Annotated in this window: 14 protein-coding genes; 10 read left to right on the top strand and 4 right to left on the bottom strand. The window is 60.6% G+C overall.

Going from position 1 to position 16250, the window contains the following annotated elements:
- The first annotated feature begins 53 nt into the window (after nucleotides 1–53).
- Genes potA through L4G42_RS19185 form a run of 3 tightly spaced genes read left to right on the top strand, consistent with a single transcriptional unit; the run spans nucleotide 54 to nucleotide 3000 of the window.
- Nucleotides 54–1196, top strand: a complete 1143-nt coding sequence (gene potA / locus L4G42_RS19195; protein WP_074889771.1) for a polyamine ABC transporter ATP-binding protein — start codon at nucleotides 54–56, stop codon at nucleotides 1194–1196.
- Nucleotides 1193–2113, top strand: a complete 921-nt coding sequence (locus L4G42_RS19190) for an ABC transporter permease subunit (protein WP_237253290.1) — start codon at nucleotides 1193–1195, stop codon at nucleotides 2111–2113. The genes potA and L4G42_RS19190 overlap by 4 nt, the downstream gene beginning before the upstream one ends.
- Nucleotides 2110–3000 carry an ABC transporter permease subunit gene (locus L4G42_RS19185; RefSeq protein WP_237253289.1) on the top strand — a complete coding sequence of 297 codons (891 nt, stop codon included), beginning with the start codon at nucleotides 2110–2112 and terminating at the stop codon, nucleotides 2998–3000. Before L4G42_RS19190 ends, L4G42_RS19185 begins: the two co-directional genes overlap by 4 nt.
- Nucleotides 3001–3536: 536 nt before the next feature.
- Here L4G42_RS19185 and L4G42_RS19180 read toward each other — a convergent pair.
- Nucleotides 3537–5954, bottom strand: a complete 2418-nt coding sequence (locus L4G42_RS19180) for a penicillin acylase family protein (RefSeq protein WP_237253288.1) — start codon at nucleotides 5952–5954, stop codon at nucleotides 3537–3539.
- A 165-nt stretch (nucleotides 5955–6119) separates the two neighbouring features.
- On the opposite strand from L4G42_RS19180, the gene bipL reads away from it, so the two are divergent.
- Nucleotides 6120–7061: a phospholipase BipL gene (gene bipL, locus L4G42_RS19175; protein ID WP_237253287.1), complete on the top strand. Its 942-nt coding sequence runs from the start codon at nucleotides 6120–6122 to the stop codon at nucleotides 7059–7061.
- Nucleotides 7062–7201: 140 nt separating this feature from the next.
- Here the strand turns inward: bipL and L4G42_RS19170 are convergent, their stop codons facing one another.
- Entirely contained in the window at nucleotides 7202–7942 is a 741-nt protein-coding gene (locus L4G42_RS19170) for a DUF2059 domain-containing protein (RefSeq protein WP_237253286.1), read from the bottom strand.
- A 195-nt stretch (nucleotides 7943–8137) separates the two neighbouring features.
- On the opposite strand from L4G42_RS19170, the gene L4G42_RS19165 reads away from it, so the two are divergent.
- Together L4G42_RS19165 and L4G42_RS19160 are read left to right on the top strand one after the other, a co-directional pair.
- The gene (locus tag L4G42_RS19165; protein ID WP_237253346.1) at nucleotides 8138–8776 is read left to right on the top strand and encodes a 2OG-Fe(II) oxygenase; all 639 of its coding nucleotides are present in this window, start codon (nucleotides 8138–8140) and stop codon (nucleotides 8774–8776) included.
- Between the two features lie 180 nt (nucleotides 8777–8956).
- Nucleotides 8957–9394 carry a DUF4399 domain-containing protein gene (locus L4G42_RS19160; RefSeq protein ID WP_237253285.1) on the top strand — a complete coding sequence of 146 codons (438 nt, stop codon included), beginning with the start codon at nucleotides 8957–8959 and terminating at the stop codon, nucleotides 9392–9394.
- A gap of 340 nt (nucleotides 9395–9734) precedes the next feature.
- Here the strand turns inward: L4G42_RS19160 and serA are convergent, their stop codons facing one another.
- Nucleotides 9735–10964 carry a phosphoglycerate dehydrogenase gene (serA, locus tag L4G42_RS19155; RefSeq protein ID WP_237253284.1) on the bottom strand — a complete coding sequence of 410 codons (1230 nt, stop codon included), beginning with the start codon at nucleotides 10962–10964 and terminating at the stop codon, nucleotides 9735–9737.
- A 170-nt stretch (nucleotides 10965–11134) separates the two neighbouring features.
- On the opposite strand from serA, the gene L4G42_RS19150 reads away from it, so the two are divergent.
- The 4 genes from L4G42_RS19150 to L4G42_RS19135 all read left to right on the top strand — a co-directional run bounded on the left by L4G42_RS19150 (nucleotide 11135) and on the right by L4G42_RS19135 (nucleotide 15377).
- Entirely contained in the window at nucleotides 11135–12529 is a 1395-nt protein-coding gene (locus L4G42_RS19150; protein ID WP_237253345.1) for an FAD-binding oxidoreductase, read from the top strand.
- 38 nt (nucleotides 12530–12567) lie between these two features.
- Entirely contained in the window at nucleotides 12568–13233 is a 666-nt protein-coding gene (locus tag L4G42_RS19145; protein WP_237253283.1) for a fumarylacetoacetate hydrolase family protein, read from the top strand.
- 172 nt (nucleotides 13234–13405) lie between these two features.
- Entirely contained in the window at nucleotides 13406–14326 is a 921-nt protein-coding gene (locus L4G42_RS19140) for an SdiA-regulated domain-containing protein (protein WP_237259203.1), read from the top strand.
- Nucleotides 14327–14465: 139 nt separating this feature from the next.
- Entirely contained in the window at nucleotides 14466–15377 is a 912-nt protein-coding gene (locus L4G42_RS19135; protein ID WP_237261032.1) for an SdiA-regulated domain-containing protein, read from the top strand.
- 42 nt (nucleotides 15378–15419) lie between these two features.
- On the opposite strand, the gene rpiA is transcribed toward L4G42_RS19135, so the two are convergent.
- A complete protein-coding gene (rpiA, locus tag L4G42_RS19130; protein WP_237253280.1) occupies nucleotides 15420–16091 on the bottom strand; it encodes a ribose-5-phosphate isomerase RpiA in 672 nt (223 codons plus the stop codon).
- Nucleotides 16092–16250 lie beyond the last annotated feature (159 nt).

Genomic DNA, 16250 nt, shown 5'->3' with positions numbered 1-16250 from the left:
CCTTGGCGCCCGGCCGCATTGGCCGGGCGCAAAAACAGTTGGGAGTTTCACCCATGGCAGTTGCCTCCGGCGCCTACAAGAAATCCCTTGAGGGTGGTCAGCAACCGAAACAGGTGCTGGTCAAAATCGATCGGGTCACGAAAAAGTTCGATGAGACGATTGCTGTGGACGACGTGTCTCTGCAGATCAACAAGGGAGAAATCTTCGCCCTGCTTGGCGGCTCCGGCTCGGGGAAATCCACCCTGCTGCGCATGCTCGCCGGCTTCGAACGCCCGACCGAAGGGCGCATTTACCTCGACGGCGTCGACATCACTGACATGCCGCCGTACGAACGTCCCATCAACATGATGTTCCAGTCCTACGCATTGTTCCCGCACATGACCGTGGCGGACAACATTGCCTTTGGCCTCAAGCAGGACAAGCTGCCCAAGGCCGAAGTCGAAGCCCGCGTGGCCGAGATGCTCAAGCTGGTGCAGATGACCCAGTACGCCAAGCGCAAGCCCCATCAGTTGTCGGGCGGACAACGCCAGCGTGTGGCACTGGCGCGTTCGCTGGCGAAGAAGCCGAAGTTGCTGCTGCTCGACGAACCCATGGGCGCACTGGACAAAAAACTGCGTTCGCAGATGCAACTGGAGCTGGTGGAGATCATCGAGCGCGTTGGCGTGACCTGCGTGATGGTGACCCACGACCAGGAAGAAGCCATGACCATGGCCGAGCGCATCGCGATCATGCACCTGGGCTGGATCGCGCAGATCGGCAGCCCGATCGATATCTACGAAACGCCCACCAGCCGCCTGGTGTGCGAGTTCATCGGCAACGTCAACCTGTTCGACGGCGAAGTCATCGAAGACATGGAAGGTCACGCGCTGATCAGCAGTCCTGAGCTCGAACGCAAGATCTATGTCGGCCACGGCGTCACCACGTCGGTGGAAGACAAGCGCATTACCTACGCGTTGCGTCCTGAAAAACTGCTGGTGACCACCGAGCAGCCGTCGTTCGAGCACAACTGGTCTCGCGGCAAGGTCCACGACATCGCCTATCTGGGCGGTCACTCGGTGTTCTACGTGAAGCTGCCGTCGGGCAAGCTGGTGCAGTCGTTTGTCGCCAACGCCGAGCGCCAGGGCACGCGTCCGACCTGGGACGACGAAGTCTTCGTCTGGTGGGAAGACGACAGCGGCGTGGTGCTGCGCTCATGAAAATCCGAAAAATAAAACGGGCTTTCAATCGAATAAAACCCACCGGCCGCCAAGCTGTTATCGGCGTGCCGTTCCTGTGGCTGTTCCTGTTTTTTGCGCTGCCGTTTCTGATTGTTATCAAGATCAGCTTCGCTGAAGCGGACGTAGCGATCCCGCCGTACACCGAGATATTCACCTTCGTTGAGCAGAAGCTCGACATCGTGCTCAACTTCGCCAACTACGCGCTGCTGACCAGTGACGACCTGTACATCTCGGCGTATCTGGGTTCGTTGAAGATGGCGTTCATCAGCACCGTGCTGTGCCTGTTGATCGGCTATCCGATGGCTTATGGCATCTCCATCGCCCGCAAAGAGATGCAGACGGTGCTGTTGCTGCTGATCATGATGCCGACATGGACCGCGATCCTGATCCGCGTTTATGCGTGGATGGGCATCCTCAGCAACAACGGTCTGCTCAATGCTTTCCTGATGTGGCTGGGCGTGATCAGCGAGCCGTTGCAGATACTCAATACCAACCTCGCGGTGTACATCGGGGTGGTCTATTCGTATCTGCCGTTCATGATCCTGCCGCTGTACGCGAATCTGGTGAAGCACGATCAAAGCCTGCTGGAAGCCGCGTCGGACCTGGGCTCAAGCACCTTCAACAGCTTCTGGAAAATCACCGTGCCGCTGTCCAAGAACGGCATCATCGCCGGCTGCATGCTGGTGTTCATTCCGGTGGTGGGCGAGTTCGTCATCCCCGAATTGCTGGGCGGCCCCGAGACGCTGATGATCGGTAAAGTGCTGTGGCAGGAATTCTTCAACAACCGTGACTGGCCGGTAGCGTCGTCGCTGGCGGTGGTGATGCTGCTGATCCTCATCGTGCCCATCATTCTGTTCAACCGCAGTCAGGCCAAAGAGCTGGAGGGCAGGGCATGAGAGGCTTCCGATTCTCGAACCTGATGTTGGTACTGGGCCTGATCTTCATTTACGCGCCCATGGTCATTCTGGTGATCTACTCGTTCAACGCCTCCAAACTGGTAACGGTCTGGGGTGGCTGGTCGGTGAAGTGGTACGTTGGGCTGCTCGACAACACCCAACTGATGAGCGCGGTCATGCGCTCGCTGGAAATCGCGCTGTACACCTCGATTGCGGCGGTGGCGCTGGGCACCATGGCGGCCTTCGTGCTGACGCGGATCACCCGCTTCAAGGGCAAGACGTTCTTCGGCGGTCTGGTCACCGCGCCACTGGTGATGCCTGAAGTGATCACCGGGCTGTCGCTGTTGCTGCTGTTCGTGGCGATGGCGCAGTTGCTCGGCTGGCCCGAGGAGCGTGGCATCGTCACCATCTGGATCGCTCACACGACTTTCTGTTCGGCGTATGTGGCGGTGGTGGTGTCGGCGCGCCTGCGTGAGCTGGACATGTCCATCGAAGAAGCGGCAATGGACCTGGGTGCGCGGCCGTGGAAGGTGTTCTTCCTGATCACTATCCCGATGATCGCGCCATCTCTGGCAGCGGGGGCGATGATGTCCTTCGCGCTGTCGCTGGACGACCTGGTACTGGCGAGCTTCGTCTCCGGCCCGGGCTCGACGACCCTGCCGATGGAAGTGTTCTCGGCGGTGCGCCTGGGCGTGAAGCCTGAGATCAACGCAATTGCCAGCTTGATTCTGCTGGCGGTGTCGATTGCGACCTTCCTGGTCTGGTTCTTCAGCCGCCGCGCAGAAAACAACCGCAAACGCGCGATCCAGCAAGCCATCGAAGAAGCTGCGGCAGACGGCTGGAAACAGCCGGACATACGCCGTGCGAAGGTAGTGGAGTCGGTTTGATCCAGCGCAGTTTCAGTGGGATGGCCCCACTGAATGCACGCGATGCTGTTAGTGGGACCGGCTTTAGCCGGGAAGAGGCCGGTGTGCGCGCTGTTAATTCTGCGGTGTAACGTCCGACGCCTTCCCGGCTAAAGCCGGTCCCACAAGTTGGCGTTCCGGCAGGTCCCACAAGCTGGGACTCCAGCCAGCCCCACTGAATGCACGCGATGCTGTTAGTGGGACCGGCTTCAGCCGGGAAGAGGCCGGTGTGTGCGCTGTAAATTCTGAGGTGTGACGCCTGACGCCTTCCCGGCTAAAGCCGGTCCCACAAGTTGGCGTTCCGGCAGGTTCCACAAGCTGGGACTCCAGCCAGTCCCACTGAATGCACGCGATGCTGTTAGTGGGACCGGCTTCAGCCGGGAAGAGGCCCGCATGTGCACAGTAAATTCTGCGGTGTGACGTCCGGCGCTTTCCCGGCTAAAGCCGGTCCTACAAGTTGGCGTTCCGGCAGGTCCCACATGTGGGGACTTCAGCCAAGTCCCAAAGCTCTGACGGGGTTAACGCCCCGGCACCAGCCTCAACACTTCCTTGCTGTTCCCCACCACATCCCCTTCAGTGAACCGCTCCGGCACGTACTCGCCGTTGACGTAACGCTGCGCCTGATCGGCGTAGTGCTTGTCGAACAGCACGCCGCTCTGGCCCACCGGGTTGATCCCCAGCGCATGGGCCGGGTCGGCGAAATCAAGGAGGCGGCGCGTCGATGGCCCGTAAGTCACCGGCCACGGCGCGGGACCCATGCTCGCTGACAGGTTGTTCGGCACCTCATGGGTACCGGGCGCCGCGAATGGCCCGACATTGAACAGCATGTCCAGCGGCGGCTGTTTGCCCAACGGATGTTCATGGGTCAGCGTGTGCGCCTTGCCCCACGTCCATTCATCGGGGGTCTGCCCGTACAGCGATGTGAGGTGCGAGACCGCTGCATGCCAGGCGACCTTCACCGTGTTGTCGCGGCTTTCGGGCTCTCGAGAATTACGATTGTTCCACCACGGCGAATCGGCGTCTGCCGCCAGTCGCGGCAGGGCCATGTCAATGAGGCGGGTCGACAGCAGCGTGGTGAACAGCCCGTTGCTCAGCTCGTCATGGAAAACCTGATCGGTCAGGTCGAACAGGAACTGATTGAACAGCGTCGCCCCCACCGAATCCACGGAGTAGTCACCGTTCCAGGCTGCCAGGCGCTCAAGCAGATCGTGCTCCTCCGGCTCATTCACCACGCGGCGCAGCACCGGAATCAGCTGCGTGAGAATCTGCGCGGCGTAATCCGTCCGAGTGCCAAGCTGCAGCGCCTTGCTGTTCTCCAGATTCCATTTCACCTTGTCGTCGCTCAACTGGCGATTTAACTGGCGACCGCGCTCGGCGAGGTTGTAATAGCCCGGAATCTCCATCCCCGTAGGCGACACCGGCTGGAAGTTCGCCGAGACGATATAACCCCGCGCCGGGTTTTCTTCCTGCGGGTTAGCAGTGAAGGGGTAGAAGCCGTTCTTGTCAGCCTGCTCAGAGCTGCCATCGAGAATGAACGTCGGATTGACCCCCGCAGGCCGCTTCGGCAGTTGCGCGGCAGCCCACCAGCCGATATCGCCCCTGGCGTTGGCGTAGACAACGTTCAGGCCCGGCGACTGAATCTTCTCGGCGGCGCTACGCATCTTCTCCAGCGTGTCAGCGCGGTTGGCTTCGTAAAAGCCCTGCAGGATCGGGTTGTCCGACTCAAGGAACGACCACCACATCGCAATTGGCGTATCGCTCGGCTGTTGCGCCCCATTACCACCCAGCGCGTCGTTGACGATCGGGCCATGGGGTGACTGCCGCAGGGTGAGCATGACGGGGGATTCACCCTTGACCTCGATTTGCTCGGTGCGGGACGTCATGTCCACCCAGGCGCCGTGGTACCAGACTTGATTGGGATTATCGGGGTTGGTCTTTTCAGCGATCAGGTCCAGATCATCGTTCTGGAACATGGTCAGGCTCCAGCCAAAGTCGAGATTATGGCCGAGCAACGCGAAGGGGTTGAGGGCCTGAAAATGCCCGTACAGCTCAAAACCCGGCGCGGTCAGCTGGGCTTCGTACCAGACCGCCGGCACCGAGAAACGAATGTGCGGATCACCCGCCAGCAGCGGTTTGCCACTCTGGGTGCGGCTGCCGGACACCGCCCAGGCATTGCTGCCCTCGAACTGCGGCAGGCCGGCTTTCTCAAGCGCCTGCTGGCTGAGCAGCGCCAGGTCATTGAGGCCTTTCCAGTCGTTGCTCGTCAGCGCAGACGTTTGACTGCCCCCGGAAGATTGCCCGAGCGCGCCTTTTGGCTGCCAGTCCAGATCGAAGATTTTCAGGTATTCCGGGCCCAGTTGATCCCGCACATAGGTCATCAGCGGCTCAGTGCGAAACGCCGCCGCGAAGCTGTACGCCAGATATCCGCCGACGCTGAGGGTGTCTTGCGCCGTGAACGGCCGCTCGCGAATGCCCAGAACGTCGAACTCGATCGGTTTGGGATGGGTCGCCTGATATTGATTGATGCCGTCCAGATACGCTTGAAGCGCCTTCCACGCCGGCGTGTTTTTGTCCTGGCGCGCGACGTAGGCATCGGCGTGCTCGCGTATGCGCAGGCTGCGGAACAGCTTGTCGGTGTTGACCAGCTTGGGGCCAAGGACTTCAGCCAGCTCGCCGCGCGCCAGCCTGCGCAGGATTTCCATCTGGAACAGGCGGTCCTGAGCGTGGACATAGCCCAGAGCGCGGTACAGATCGTCCTGGTTATCGGCACGGATATGCGGCACGCCGCGCTCGTCGTAACGCACGGTAACCGGGGCCTGCAGCCCCGTCAGGCTCATCTCGCCATCGCGGACCGGCTGCTTGCCGTGGATGTACCAGGCGCCCGCGCCCCCGATGAGCATCAACAATGCGGCGACGACGTAAAGACTGCGTTTCATCCGGGGGCTCAAATGAGAATCGTGAAGGTTTTGCAGGCTACAGATTTGTCTCGCGACTGGGTAGACGGACCGCCCACGGATTTAGGCAGCGTAACTTGCCACGCCGCAGCGGACAGATGACACTTCCGTGCGGCCGCTTCCTACACACCCTCATCTGGAATTCCGATGTCTGACACGTTCGATCCCGATCACCTGCGTGCTGAGCTGTTGCCGCTAAGCGTGTCGCAAGCGCCATCTGAAGAGGCGCAGGCTTATCAGCGTTTCTATGGTTTGAACGCGCTTGGCCCGAATGGCTTGATCAGCAGCCGGATCGGGCGCTTTGAAGTGGGCGGTTACGACATCGTCACGCAGCTGTGGATGCCCGAACAGCCGGTCGGCACGCTGGTGCTGATGCACGGCTTTTACGATCACGTCGGGCTGTACCGTCACGTCATCGACTGGGCGCTGGGGCTTGGGCTGGCGGTGATTGCCTGCGACTTGCCGGGCCATGGATTGTCCAGTGGAGCGCGGGCAAGCATTACCGACTTCGCGGAGTATCAGGCCGTGCTGGATCGACTTTTTGTCGAAGCCGAAAGCCTCAACCTGCCGCAGCCGTGGCACCTGTGCGGGCAAAGCACCGGCGGCGCGATTGTCATTGACCACTTGCTTCACCGCGGCGACGCCAGCCCGGCGCAGGGTCAGACCATCCTGCTGGCGCCACTGGTGCGGCCGCGTGGCTGGGCCCTGTCGAAACTCAGCTATTACCTGCTGCGCGGCTTCGTCAAAGCCATTGACAGGCGATTCAGCGAAAACTCAAACGCCTCGACCTTTCTGCCTTTCCTGCTGGCGGATCCGTTGCAGCCGCGGCGCTTGCCGACAGTCTGGGTGGGCGCGCTGGCCAAGTGGATCGAGCGCATAGAGCGCGCACCGCGCAGCCGCCGCAGCCCGCTGATCGTGCAGGGTGAGTCGGACATGACCGTGGACTGGAAACATAATCTGCCGGTGCTCAAGGACAAGTTCGATGAGCCGCAGATCTTCATGCTGCACGAAGCGCGGCACCATCTGGTCAACGAGTCACCCGAGTTACGCGCGCGGTTTTTTGAGTTTCTGACGCAGCGTATGCGGTAGGGCTCGAAGGGCAGGGCAGGCTTGCGTACTGACATAACGAATGTGGGACTGGCTTTAGCCGGGAAGGCTTGAGTCGTCAGACCGAAAGATGGAGGGTGTTCAAACAGTCCCCTTCCCGGCTGAAGCCGGTCCCACTGACGTCATTTGACAGTCTGCCCAACCGCCAATCCCGCGCGAACAGCTGCCAGCGCTGCCTTGTAATAGGCCTTGCCTTCGTTGGACTCGGCGAAGGTGGCGAATTCGTCCAGCTCGCCGTCCGACAGGTCGCGGTACACATAAAGCAGCGTGTTGTTCACGTCCTTGCCGATCTGCCCCATGAGCCGCTGACGCTGACTGTCGAGCATCGCCTGGGTCGTTCCGCCGCCCATCAGGCCTGGAATCATTGAACTCAGGCTGTCGGCGGCGACCCCAGCAATGGCCATGCTGACCTCGGCGCCGGCTTCCTTGGCGGGGAGGGCGTTGGCCAGATGGCCGATGATCAGCAGACGGTTGTCGTCCGCCTGGATGTGCGGCAGGCCTTGAGCGTTTTTAGCCAGTTGGTCCGGGCGCGTCGCAGTGAGTTCGGCATTGACGATCTTGCTGCCCAGCGGCGACTGGAAAAACTGCAGCGCAGGATTCGGGTCCTGCAGCGTCTGGCGCAGCATTTGCTCCCCGCGCTGGTCCATCGCCTGCGGAGCGAAACGCTGATTGCTGTTGCTCACCAGAGCGTCGAATACGGCGGGCGGAAGGCTGTTGCGGTAACGCTGCTGAGCGGCTTTCAAGGCATCGACAAAATGAGCGCGTTGTTCCGGCCAGCCGGCGAGCTTGTACAGCTGATCGTGGCCGTCTGCCCAAGCGGGCACAGTGCAGAACATCAACAGCAGGAAAAACAGACGGCGCATTAGAGACTCCTGTCGGCAGGCCGCCATTCTCGGTGGGGCAGCGGGGATTTGTCGAGTTAACACTTGCCAGACCCCGCTAAAAACCGTGGGTTCGATCAGTGATCGGGCAAAACCGCCAGGCGTATTCAAACCCGCAAAAATATTCCTCATTCGCCGGACTGCAGGCCCTGTCGGATTAATCGGCGTATGGATACTATGCGCGCCATGCGCATATCCCCTGATCACCCCCTGCTGTTGCGAATCGTCGACGATCTGGCCGAGCGTGGCTGGTCGCAGCAGAACATCTTCCTGCCCGACACCCTGACCCGCGAGCTGGCCCTTGAGTGCCGCACGCGTGCCGTTCAGGGTGAGCTGGCGCCTGCTGCGGTGGGGCGCGGTCCGGCGCAAGAGGTTCGCGAGGGGATTCGCGGCGATCACATTCAGTGGCTGGAAGCGGGGCAGGCCGAGCCGTGCGATCGCTATCTGGACCTGATGGAGAGCCTGCGTCAGGCGCTGAACCGGGGCCTGTTTCTGGGCCTTGAGGATTACGAGAGCCACTTCGCGCTCTATCCGCCGGGGGCCTTCTATCGCAAGCATGTGGATCGCTTTCGCGATGATGACAAACGCATGGTCTCGGCGGTCGTCTACCTCAATGACGGCTGGTTGCCGGAGCATGGCGGCCAGTTGCGGATGTACCTCAAGGACGGCGTCGAGTATGACGTGCAGCCGACGGGCGGTTGCCTGGTGGTGTTCCTCTCGGGCGACATGCCCCACGAAGTCATGCCCTCGACCCGCGAGCGACTGTCGCTGACCGGATGGTTCAGGCGGCGTGGGAATGAACCATTCGAGTTGTAACTGGCTTCCTGTCCGTCTGCATCGGTCCAACATGAAATCTTCTACATCAAACCACTCAGCGAAATACTTCGCGGCCAACCGCAGCTAAGGTAAAGGTCGTTCCTGAGCGGTTGTCTGTCGGGATGAACAGGCTTCAATCCCCGAGCCCGCCAATCGCGCATCGATAAAAACGGAGAGATCATGAAGACGTTATTTGCGAGAACTGCCCTGACCGGACTGCTGCTGGGGGCGAGCTTGCTGGCCCAAGCCGCCGACATGCCACGCACGGCATCGCCTGCAGGCGCCGAGGTTTACATCATCTCGCCGAAGGATGGCGCGACCGTCAACGGCGCATTCAAGGTGCAGTTCGGCCTCAAGGGCATGGGCGTCGCCCCGGCCGGCGTTGACGTCCCGGACACCGGTCATCACCACCTGCTGATCGACGTCAAGGATCAGCCCGACATGAACGCGCCGCTGCCGAACACCGACAACATCCGCCACTTCGGCAAAGGCCAGACCGAAACCGAGCTGAATCTGACGCCGGGTCAGCACACCCTGCAGCTGCTGGTCGGCGACAAGAACCACGTCCCGCTGAACCCGCCGGTCGAGTCGCAGAAAATCACCATCACGGTGAAATAAGGCGTATCGCGCATCCGCAGATGCCATGGATGGTGTGGGAGTCCGTCGTCCAATGGCTGGCGTGAGATTCGCAGGAGCCGGCTTGCTGGCGAAGGCGTCAGACCAGATGCATCAATGGTGCATGAAAACACCGCTTCGCCAGCAAGCCGGCCCCTACGGATTGGGGTTGGCCGCATATAGCCGTGTCGGCGCAATCCCAGTGCAGGAGCGCGCTTGCCCGCGAATGCGATCTGTCTGTGCCATCCATGTTGAATGACTCACCGCGAAGGAAGGTGCGAGCGCGCAGCGGACAAAAAAAGGAGACCCGAAGGTCTCCTTTTTATCACCCCGAACTACCGTCCTAGAACAGAACGCGGCTACGAATGGTGCCTTTGATGTGCTGCAGTTTCTCTTGCGCCAGATCGGAGTACTCGGCGTCGACGTCGATGACCACGTAGCCGACTTTCTCGTTGGTCTGCAGGAACTGACCGGAGATGTTGATGCCGTTTTCAGCGAAGACCTTGTTGATCTCCATCAGCACGCCCGGGATGTTCTCGTGGATGTGCAGCAGGCGGTGCTTGCCAGGGTGAGCCGGCAGGGCCACTTCCGGGAAGTTGACGGAAGAAACCGACGTACCGTTGTCGCTGTACTTGACCAGTTTCTCTGCCACTTCCAGACCGATGTTGGCCTGGGCTTCAGCGGTCGAGCCGCCGATGTGCGGGGTCAGGATCACGTTGTCCAGGCCGCGCAGCGGGCTTTCGAACACGTCGTCGTTGGAGCGTGGCTCAACCGGGAACACGTCGATGGCCGCGCCGATCAGGTGCTGATCCTTGATCGCATCAGCCAGTGCGTCGAGTTCGACCACCGTGCCGCGCGCCGCGTTGATCAGGATGGCGCCCTTCTTCATCGTGCGAATTTCTTTCTCGCCGATCATCCACTGGGTTTCGTTGGTTTCCGGAACGTGCAGGGTAACGATGTCGGACATGCCCAGCAGCTCGTTGAGGCTGGACACCTGAGTGGCGTTGCCCAGCGGCAGCTTGGTCAGGGTGTCGTAGAAGTACACCTGCATGCCCAGGCCTTCAGCCAGGACCGACAACTGAGTGCCGATCGAGCCGTAGCCGATGATGCCGAGCTTCTTGCCACGAATCTCGAACGAGTTGGCCGCGCTCTTGATCCAGCCACCGCGATGGCAGGAAGCGTTCTTCTCCGGGATACCGCGCAGCAGCAGGATGGCCTCGGCCAGCACCAGCTCCGCCACCGAACGGGTGTTGGAGTAAGGGGCGTTGAACACAGCGATGCCGCGCTCGCGGGCTGCGTTCAGGTCAACCTGATTGGTACCGATGCAGAAACAGCCGACCGCGACCAGTTTCTTGGCGCTGTCGAACAGTTCTTCAGTCAGTTGGGTGCGGGAACGAATACCGATGAAATGAGCGTCGGCAATCTTTTCCTTCAGTTCGGCTTCCGGCAAAGACTTGGTGTGGTACTCAATGCTGGTGTAACCGGCGGCCTTGAGGACGTCGACCGCGGACTGGTGGACGCCTTCGAGAAGAAGGAACTTGATCTTGCTCTTGTCGAGGGAAGTCTTGCTCATCTGCGTAAACCTGTGTCCCGGAGAGAAATGGCAGTAAGTGAAGCGCGCGCAAATCGGCCGAAAGCTCGATTGGCGGGGGGCGTATGCTAGCATATGCACCCCGCGAAACACCCCATTCCTGGACGTGAGCCGTTCTCAGGATGACCATGAATTGTTCGAGAGTTCTGTTGATGACCCATCCTGCGCTGATAGATGAGCTGAAGACCCTGGTTGACCCTGGCAAGGTCCTGACCGACGCCGATTCCCTCGAAACCTACGGCAAGGACTGGACCAAACATTTCGCCCCGGCGCCCACCGCCATCGTCTTTCCCAAGACCACCGAACAGGTTCAGGCAATCGTGCGCTGGGCCAATGAGCGCCAGGTTGCGCTGGTCCCGTCGGGCGGCCGCACCGGGTTGTCTGCCGCGGCCGTTGCCGCCAACGGTGAGGTGGTCGTCTCCTTCGATTACATGAACCAGGTGCTCGAACTCAACCTGACGGATCGCACTGCCATCTGCCAGCCGGGTGTTGTCACCAAACAGCTGCAGAATCTCGCCGAAGAAAACGGCTTGTATTATCCGGTGGACTTCGCGTCGTCAGGCTCGAGCAATATCGGCGGCAACATCGGCACCAACGCCGGCGGGATCAAAGTGATCCGCTACGGCATGACCCGCAACTGGGTCGCGGGACTCAAGGTGGTCACCGGCAAGGGCGACCTGCTCGAACTGAACAAAGACCTCATCAAAAACGCCACCGGCTACGACATGCGTCAGCTGTTCATTGGCGCCGAAGGCACGCTGGGGTTCGTGGTCGAGGCGACCATGCGACTGGACCGCGCGCCGAAAAACCTCACCGCGATGGTTCTCGGGACCACCGATTTCAACGCCATCATGCCGGTGCTGCACGCTTTCCAGAGCAAGCTGGACCTGACCGCATTCGAGTTCTTCTCGGACAAGGCGCTGGCCAAGGTCATGGCGCGCGGTGACGTGCCGTCCCCGTTCGAGACCGAATGCCCGTTTTACGCTCTGCTGGAATTCGAAGCGACCACCGAAGAAGTGGCCAACCACGCGCTGGAAACTTTCGAGCACTGTGTCGAGCAGGGCTGGGTGCTGGATGGCGTGATGAGTCAGAGCGAACAGCAACTGCAGAATCTGTGGAAACTGCGCGAATACATTTCTGAAACCATCTCGCACTTCACGCCGTACAAAAACGACATCTCGGTCACCGTTTCGAAGGTCCCGGCGTTTCTCGCTGAGGTCGACGCGATCGTTGGCCAGCATTACCCGGATTTCGAAATCGTCTGGTTCGGTCACATTGGCGACGGCAACCTGCACCTGAACATCCTCAAGCCGGAAAACCTGAGCAAGGACGAGTTCTTTGCCAAGTGCGCAACGGTGAACAAGTGGGTGTTCGAGATCGTGCAAAAGTACAACGGATCGATTTCCGCAGAACACGGCGTCGGTATGACCAAGCGTGACTACCTGCACTACAGCCGGTCGCCGGTGGAAATCGAATACATGAAAGCCGTTAAAGCAGTGTTCGACCCGAACGGCATCATGAACCCCGGCAAAATTTTCGCGGTGTAAGCGGTTCCCCCATTACAACAAGCTTTTCAGGAGCGCTCATGAGCTATCAGCACAAGTACGTGGACGGCACCAAGGTTCACTTTCCGCTCGGTAAAGTTGTCTGCATCGGCCGCAATTATGCCGAGCACGCCAAGGAGCTGGACAACCCGGTCCCCACTGAACCGCTCCTGTTCATCAAGCCGGGCAGCTGCGTGGTCGGGATCGAGGGTGGTTTCAGCATTCCTCAGGACCGGGGTTCGGTGCACTACGAAGCCGAGATCGTCGTGCTGATCGGCAAGCCGCTGAGCAAGAAGCCCAGTCGTGAAGAAGTCCTCGATGCGATCTCCGGATTCGCCCCGGGCCTGGACCTGACGCTGCGCGACGTGCAGTCGAAGCTGAAGGAGAAAGGCCTGCCATGGGAGATCGCCAAGTCGTTCGACGGCGCAGCGGTGATCGCGCCGTTCGTATCGGCTGACGCTTACCCCGATCTGACCGACATCGCCATCCGCCTGACCATCAACGGCGAAGTCCGCCAGGACGGCAACAGCAGCCACATGCTCAACCCGATCGTGCCGATGATCCAGCACATGGCGTCGCAGTTCTCGCTGCAGGCCGGTGACCTGATCATGACCGGCACGCCCGCAGGCGTAGGTCCGTTCATCGTCGGCGATGAGATCGTGCTGGAGCTGACTGGCCAGAGCCGTTTCGAAAGCGACGTGCGCTGATCTGAGCCGGGACCAAGATTAAGGCCGCCCCTAAGAAGGTGGCCTTTTTCTTGAGCGAAGAGTCTGACCGGTTCGTGCGGCTTGCCGTTTTTTTCACATGGGATCCGGATAATCCCCCGCCGACCGCAGCGCCTTGCCGCTGTGCCGATAGTTGCCTTACAGGATTGCCTTGATGGTCGATAACGCCCCACCGCTAACACACCGTAAAAGCCGTCTGCGTTTCCGTTGGTGGTGGCTGCTCATCGCGGCGTTGGTGATCCTCGCCGGTCTGTCGCTGGCCTGGCACTGGGACGATCGCGGCCTGTTATGGCTGCGCGAACGCAACGTCACGCCGGCCGAGCGCGCGGCGGGCATCTGGCTGCCGGATTACAAGGTCGATATCGACGCCAAGCCGCTGGCCGGCATGGAAAAGGACGAGGCCTCGGACCTGTCCTACGACCCGGCAAGCAAAACTCTGTATTCGGTAATGGGCAAGAACCCCTTCCTTTCCGAGATCACGCTGACCGGCGACGTCATTCGCAAGATCCCGCTCCAGGGCTGGGGCAACCCCGAGGGCGTAGCCGTTCTGGGTAACGGTCTGATTGCCATCGTCGATGAGCGTCAGCACCTGATGACCATCGTCCACGTCACCCCTGAAACCAAAACCCTCAACATCGCCGACTTCCCCAAGTACGACCTGGGCCCCTCGAAGGATCAGAACAAAGCCTTCGAAGGCATCGCCTGGGACCCTCGGGATCAGCAGTTCCTGTTTGGCGAAGAGCGTCCGCCGGCGTTGTACAGCTGGAAGGCCGATGGCAGCAGCGAGGTGAGGGGCGAGAAGCGCAAGCTGATCAACGACAACCTGATCGTGCGCAATCTGTCGTCCCTGTATGCGGACCAGAAGACCGGGCATCTGCTGGTGCTGTCCGCCGAGTCGCACATGCTGCTGGAGCTGGACGGCAAGGGTAATCAAGTCAGCTTCATGACGCTGCTGCGCGGTTTCAACGGCCTGAGCCAGACCATTCCGCGCGCCGAAGGGGTGGCGATGGACGAGAACGGTACCATTTACATGGTCAGCGAGCCCAACCTGTTTTACGCCTTCAAGCGGCAGTAAACCTCGGCTGGCTTCGCCTCGATCGTCTGCCGGGGCTCGTCCAGGCCCCGCAAGGCCCGAACGAGATGTCACATCGCTTTCAGTTTGGCTTCAGAATACGGTGCTATTAAAGCCGCCCCACTGAAGTCGAGCCCCCTGCATGCGTCGTGTCACCCCATTCCAGAGCGTCGTGCTCACGTTAGTTGTCCTGTTGATACTGACCGCGTCCTTTTTCGTGGCGCGCGAATACCGGGTCATCGAGCGGCTCTGGTTTAACTGGTACGTGTTCTGGCAGTCCAGCGACGCCCAGGCACTGGGCCTTGACGCCTATGAGGTCGAGATTGAGGCGCGGGCGATCGACGGCCTGGAAGACAACGTCTCGGCGCTCAGCTTCGATCCGCAGCGCAAAACCCTCTTCACCGTCACCAACAAAGACCCCGAGCTGGTCGAACTCAGCCTCGAAGGGCGGATTCTCAGACGAATTCCCCTGGCCGGGTTCGGGGATGCCGAAGCGGTCGAGTACATCAGTTCCGGGATTTACGTCATCAGCGACGAGCACAGTCAGCGGCTGATCAAGGTTCATGTGGATGACGACACGACATTCCTCGACGCCGCCGATGCCGAGCAGCTGACCCTGGGCATCGATGCCGGCGGCAACAATGGCTTCGAAGGCCTGGCCTACGATAATCAGAGCCGCCGCCTGTTCGTCGCCAAAGAGCGGCGACCGGTGCAGATCATCGAAGTGCGCGGCTTTCCTGACGCGGGAACCCATTCTCCAAACATCCTTGAAGTGACATCCAGCAAGCAGCGGGATGCGGGCCTGTTCGTGCGCGACCTTTCCAGCCTGCAATTCGATGAACGAAGCGGGCATTTGCTGGCGCTGTCGGATGAGTCACGGCAGATTCTCGAGCTGGACACTGAAGGCAAGCCAGTCGCCAACGTGTCACTGACCAAGGGCAGCATGGGCTTGAGCAAAAGTGCGCCCCAGGCTGAGGGCATCGCCATGGGGGACGACGGCACGTTGTACGTCGTGAGCGAGCCGAACCTGTTTTATGCGTTCAAGAAGCGCTAAGGGCCAGGCATCTCCACAAGGATTTGCCTTGCCCCGCAACAATCAACGCTTGAGGGTCTTCACGCCTTCTTGTGTACCCAGCAGCAGCAGATCCGCCGGGCGCGCGGCGAACAGGCCGTTGGTGACGACGCCGACGATGTTATTGATCTGCGCTTCCACTTCCACCGGGTTGGTGATGTTCATGTTGTGCACATCGAGGATGATGTTGCCGTTGTCCGTCAGCACGCCCTCGCGGTAGACCGGGTCGCCGCCCAGCTTCACCAGCTCGCGGGCCACGTGGCTGCGGGCCATCGGGATCACTTCGACCGGCAGGGGAAACGCGCCCAGCACCGGCACCAGCTTGCTGGCGTCAGCGATGCAGATGAAGGTTTTGGCCACGGCGGCGACGATTTTCTCGCGGGTCAGGGCTGCGCCGCCGCCTTTGATCAGGTTCAGGTGCTCGTCGCTTTCATCGGCGCCGTCGACGTAAAACTCCAGATCGCTGACCGTGTTCAGCTCATACACCGGAATGCCGTGGCCCTTGAGGCGCGCAGCCGTTGCGTCGGAGCTTGCGACTGCGCCGTCGAACGCGCCTTTGTGCAGGGCCAGGGCGTCGATGAAGCAATTGGCGGTAGAGCCGGTGCCCACGCCCACGACGCTTTTGTCGTCGAGTTTCGGAAGGATGAAATCGACAGCGGCCTGGGCAACGGCCTGTTTGAGTTGATCCTGGGTCATGCGAGGTGGGCTCCGGTTAAGAATGACGACCTGTAGGAGCGCGCTTGCCCGCGAAGGCGGTGTGTCAGCGACGAATCGGTGACAGCGGTAATACCATCGCGGGCTAGCGCGCTCTGACAGGGAATAGCGATAGGTCCGAGGGCCGGCAGTATAGCGACA

Origin of the sequence: Pseudomonas petrae, assembly GCF_021728295.1 — a bacterium.
In the GTDB taxonomy this organism is placed as follows: domain Bacteria; phylum Pseudomonadota; class Gammaproteobacteria; order Pseudomonadales; family Pseudomonadaceae; genus Aquipseudomonas; species Aquipseudomonas petrae.
The sequence above is the reverse complement of the archived record's forward strand: the minus strand, read 5'-3'. Positions and strand labels throughout refer to the sequence as shown.

What these genes read in the sequence shown, in the direction of transcription:
- L4G42_RS19170 (WP_237253286.1), bottom strand. Translation starts at nt 7,942, where the DNA reads ATGCGCCGTCTGTTTTTCCTGCTGTTGATGTTCTGCACTGTGCCCGCT.
- L4G42_RS19185 (WP_237253289.1), top strand. Translation starts at nt 2,110, where the DNA reads ATGAGAGGCTTCCGATTCTCGAACCTGATGTTGGTACTGGGCCTGATC.
- serA (WP_237253284.1), bottom strand. Translation starts at nt 10,964, where the DNA reads ATGAGCAAGACTTCCCTCGACAAGAGCAAGATCAAGTTCCTTCTTCTC.
- L4G42_RS19145 (WP_237253283.1), top strand. Translation starts at nt 12,568, where the DNA reads ATGAGCTATCAGCACAAGTACGTGGACGGCACCAAGGTTCACTTTCCG.
- L4G42_RS19140 (WP_237259203.1), top strand. Translation starts at nt 13,406, where the DNA reads ATGGTCGATAACGCCCCACCGCTAACACACCGTAAAAGCCGTCTGCGT.
- L4G42_RS19135 (WP_237261032.1), top strand. Translation starts at nt 14,466, where the DNA reads ATGCGTCGTGTCACCCCATTCCAGAGCGTCGTGCTCACGTTAGTTGTC.
- L4G42_RS19190 (WP_237253290.1), top strand. Translation starts at nt 1,193, where the DNA reads ATGAAAATCCGAAAAATAAAACGGGCTTTCAATCGAATAAAACCCACC.
- bipL (WP_237253287.1), top strand. Translation starts at nt 6,120, where the DNA reads ATGTCTGACACGTTCGATCCCGATCACCTGCGTGCTGAGCTGTTGCCG.
- potA (WP_074889771.1), top strand. Translation starts at nt 54, where the DNA reads ATGGCAGTTGCCTCCGGCGCCTACAAGAAATCCCTTGAGGGTGGTCAG.
- L4G42_RS19150 (WP_237253345.1), top strand. Translation starts at nt 11,135, where the DNA reads ATGACCCATCCTGCGCTGATAGATGAGCTGAAGACCCTGGTTGACCCT.
- L4G42_RS19165 (WP_237253346.1), top strand. Translation starts at nt 8,138, where the DNA reads ATGCGCGCCATGCGCATATCCCCTGATCACCCCCTGCTGTTGCGAATC.
- rpiA (WP_237253280.1), bottom strand. Translation starts at nt 16,091, where the DNA reads ATGACCCAGGATCAACTCAAACAGGCCGTTGCCCAGGCCGCTGTCGAT.
- L4G42_RS19160 (WP_237253285.1), top strand. Translation starts at nt 8,957, where the DNA reads ATGAAGACGTTATTTGCGAGAACTGCCCTGACCGGACTGCTGCTGGGG.
- L4G42_RS19180 (WP_237253288.1), bottom strand. Translation starts at nt 5,954, where the DNA reads ATGAAACGCAGTCTTTACGTCGTCGCCGCATTGTTGATGCTCATCGGG.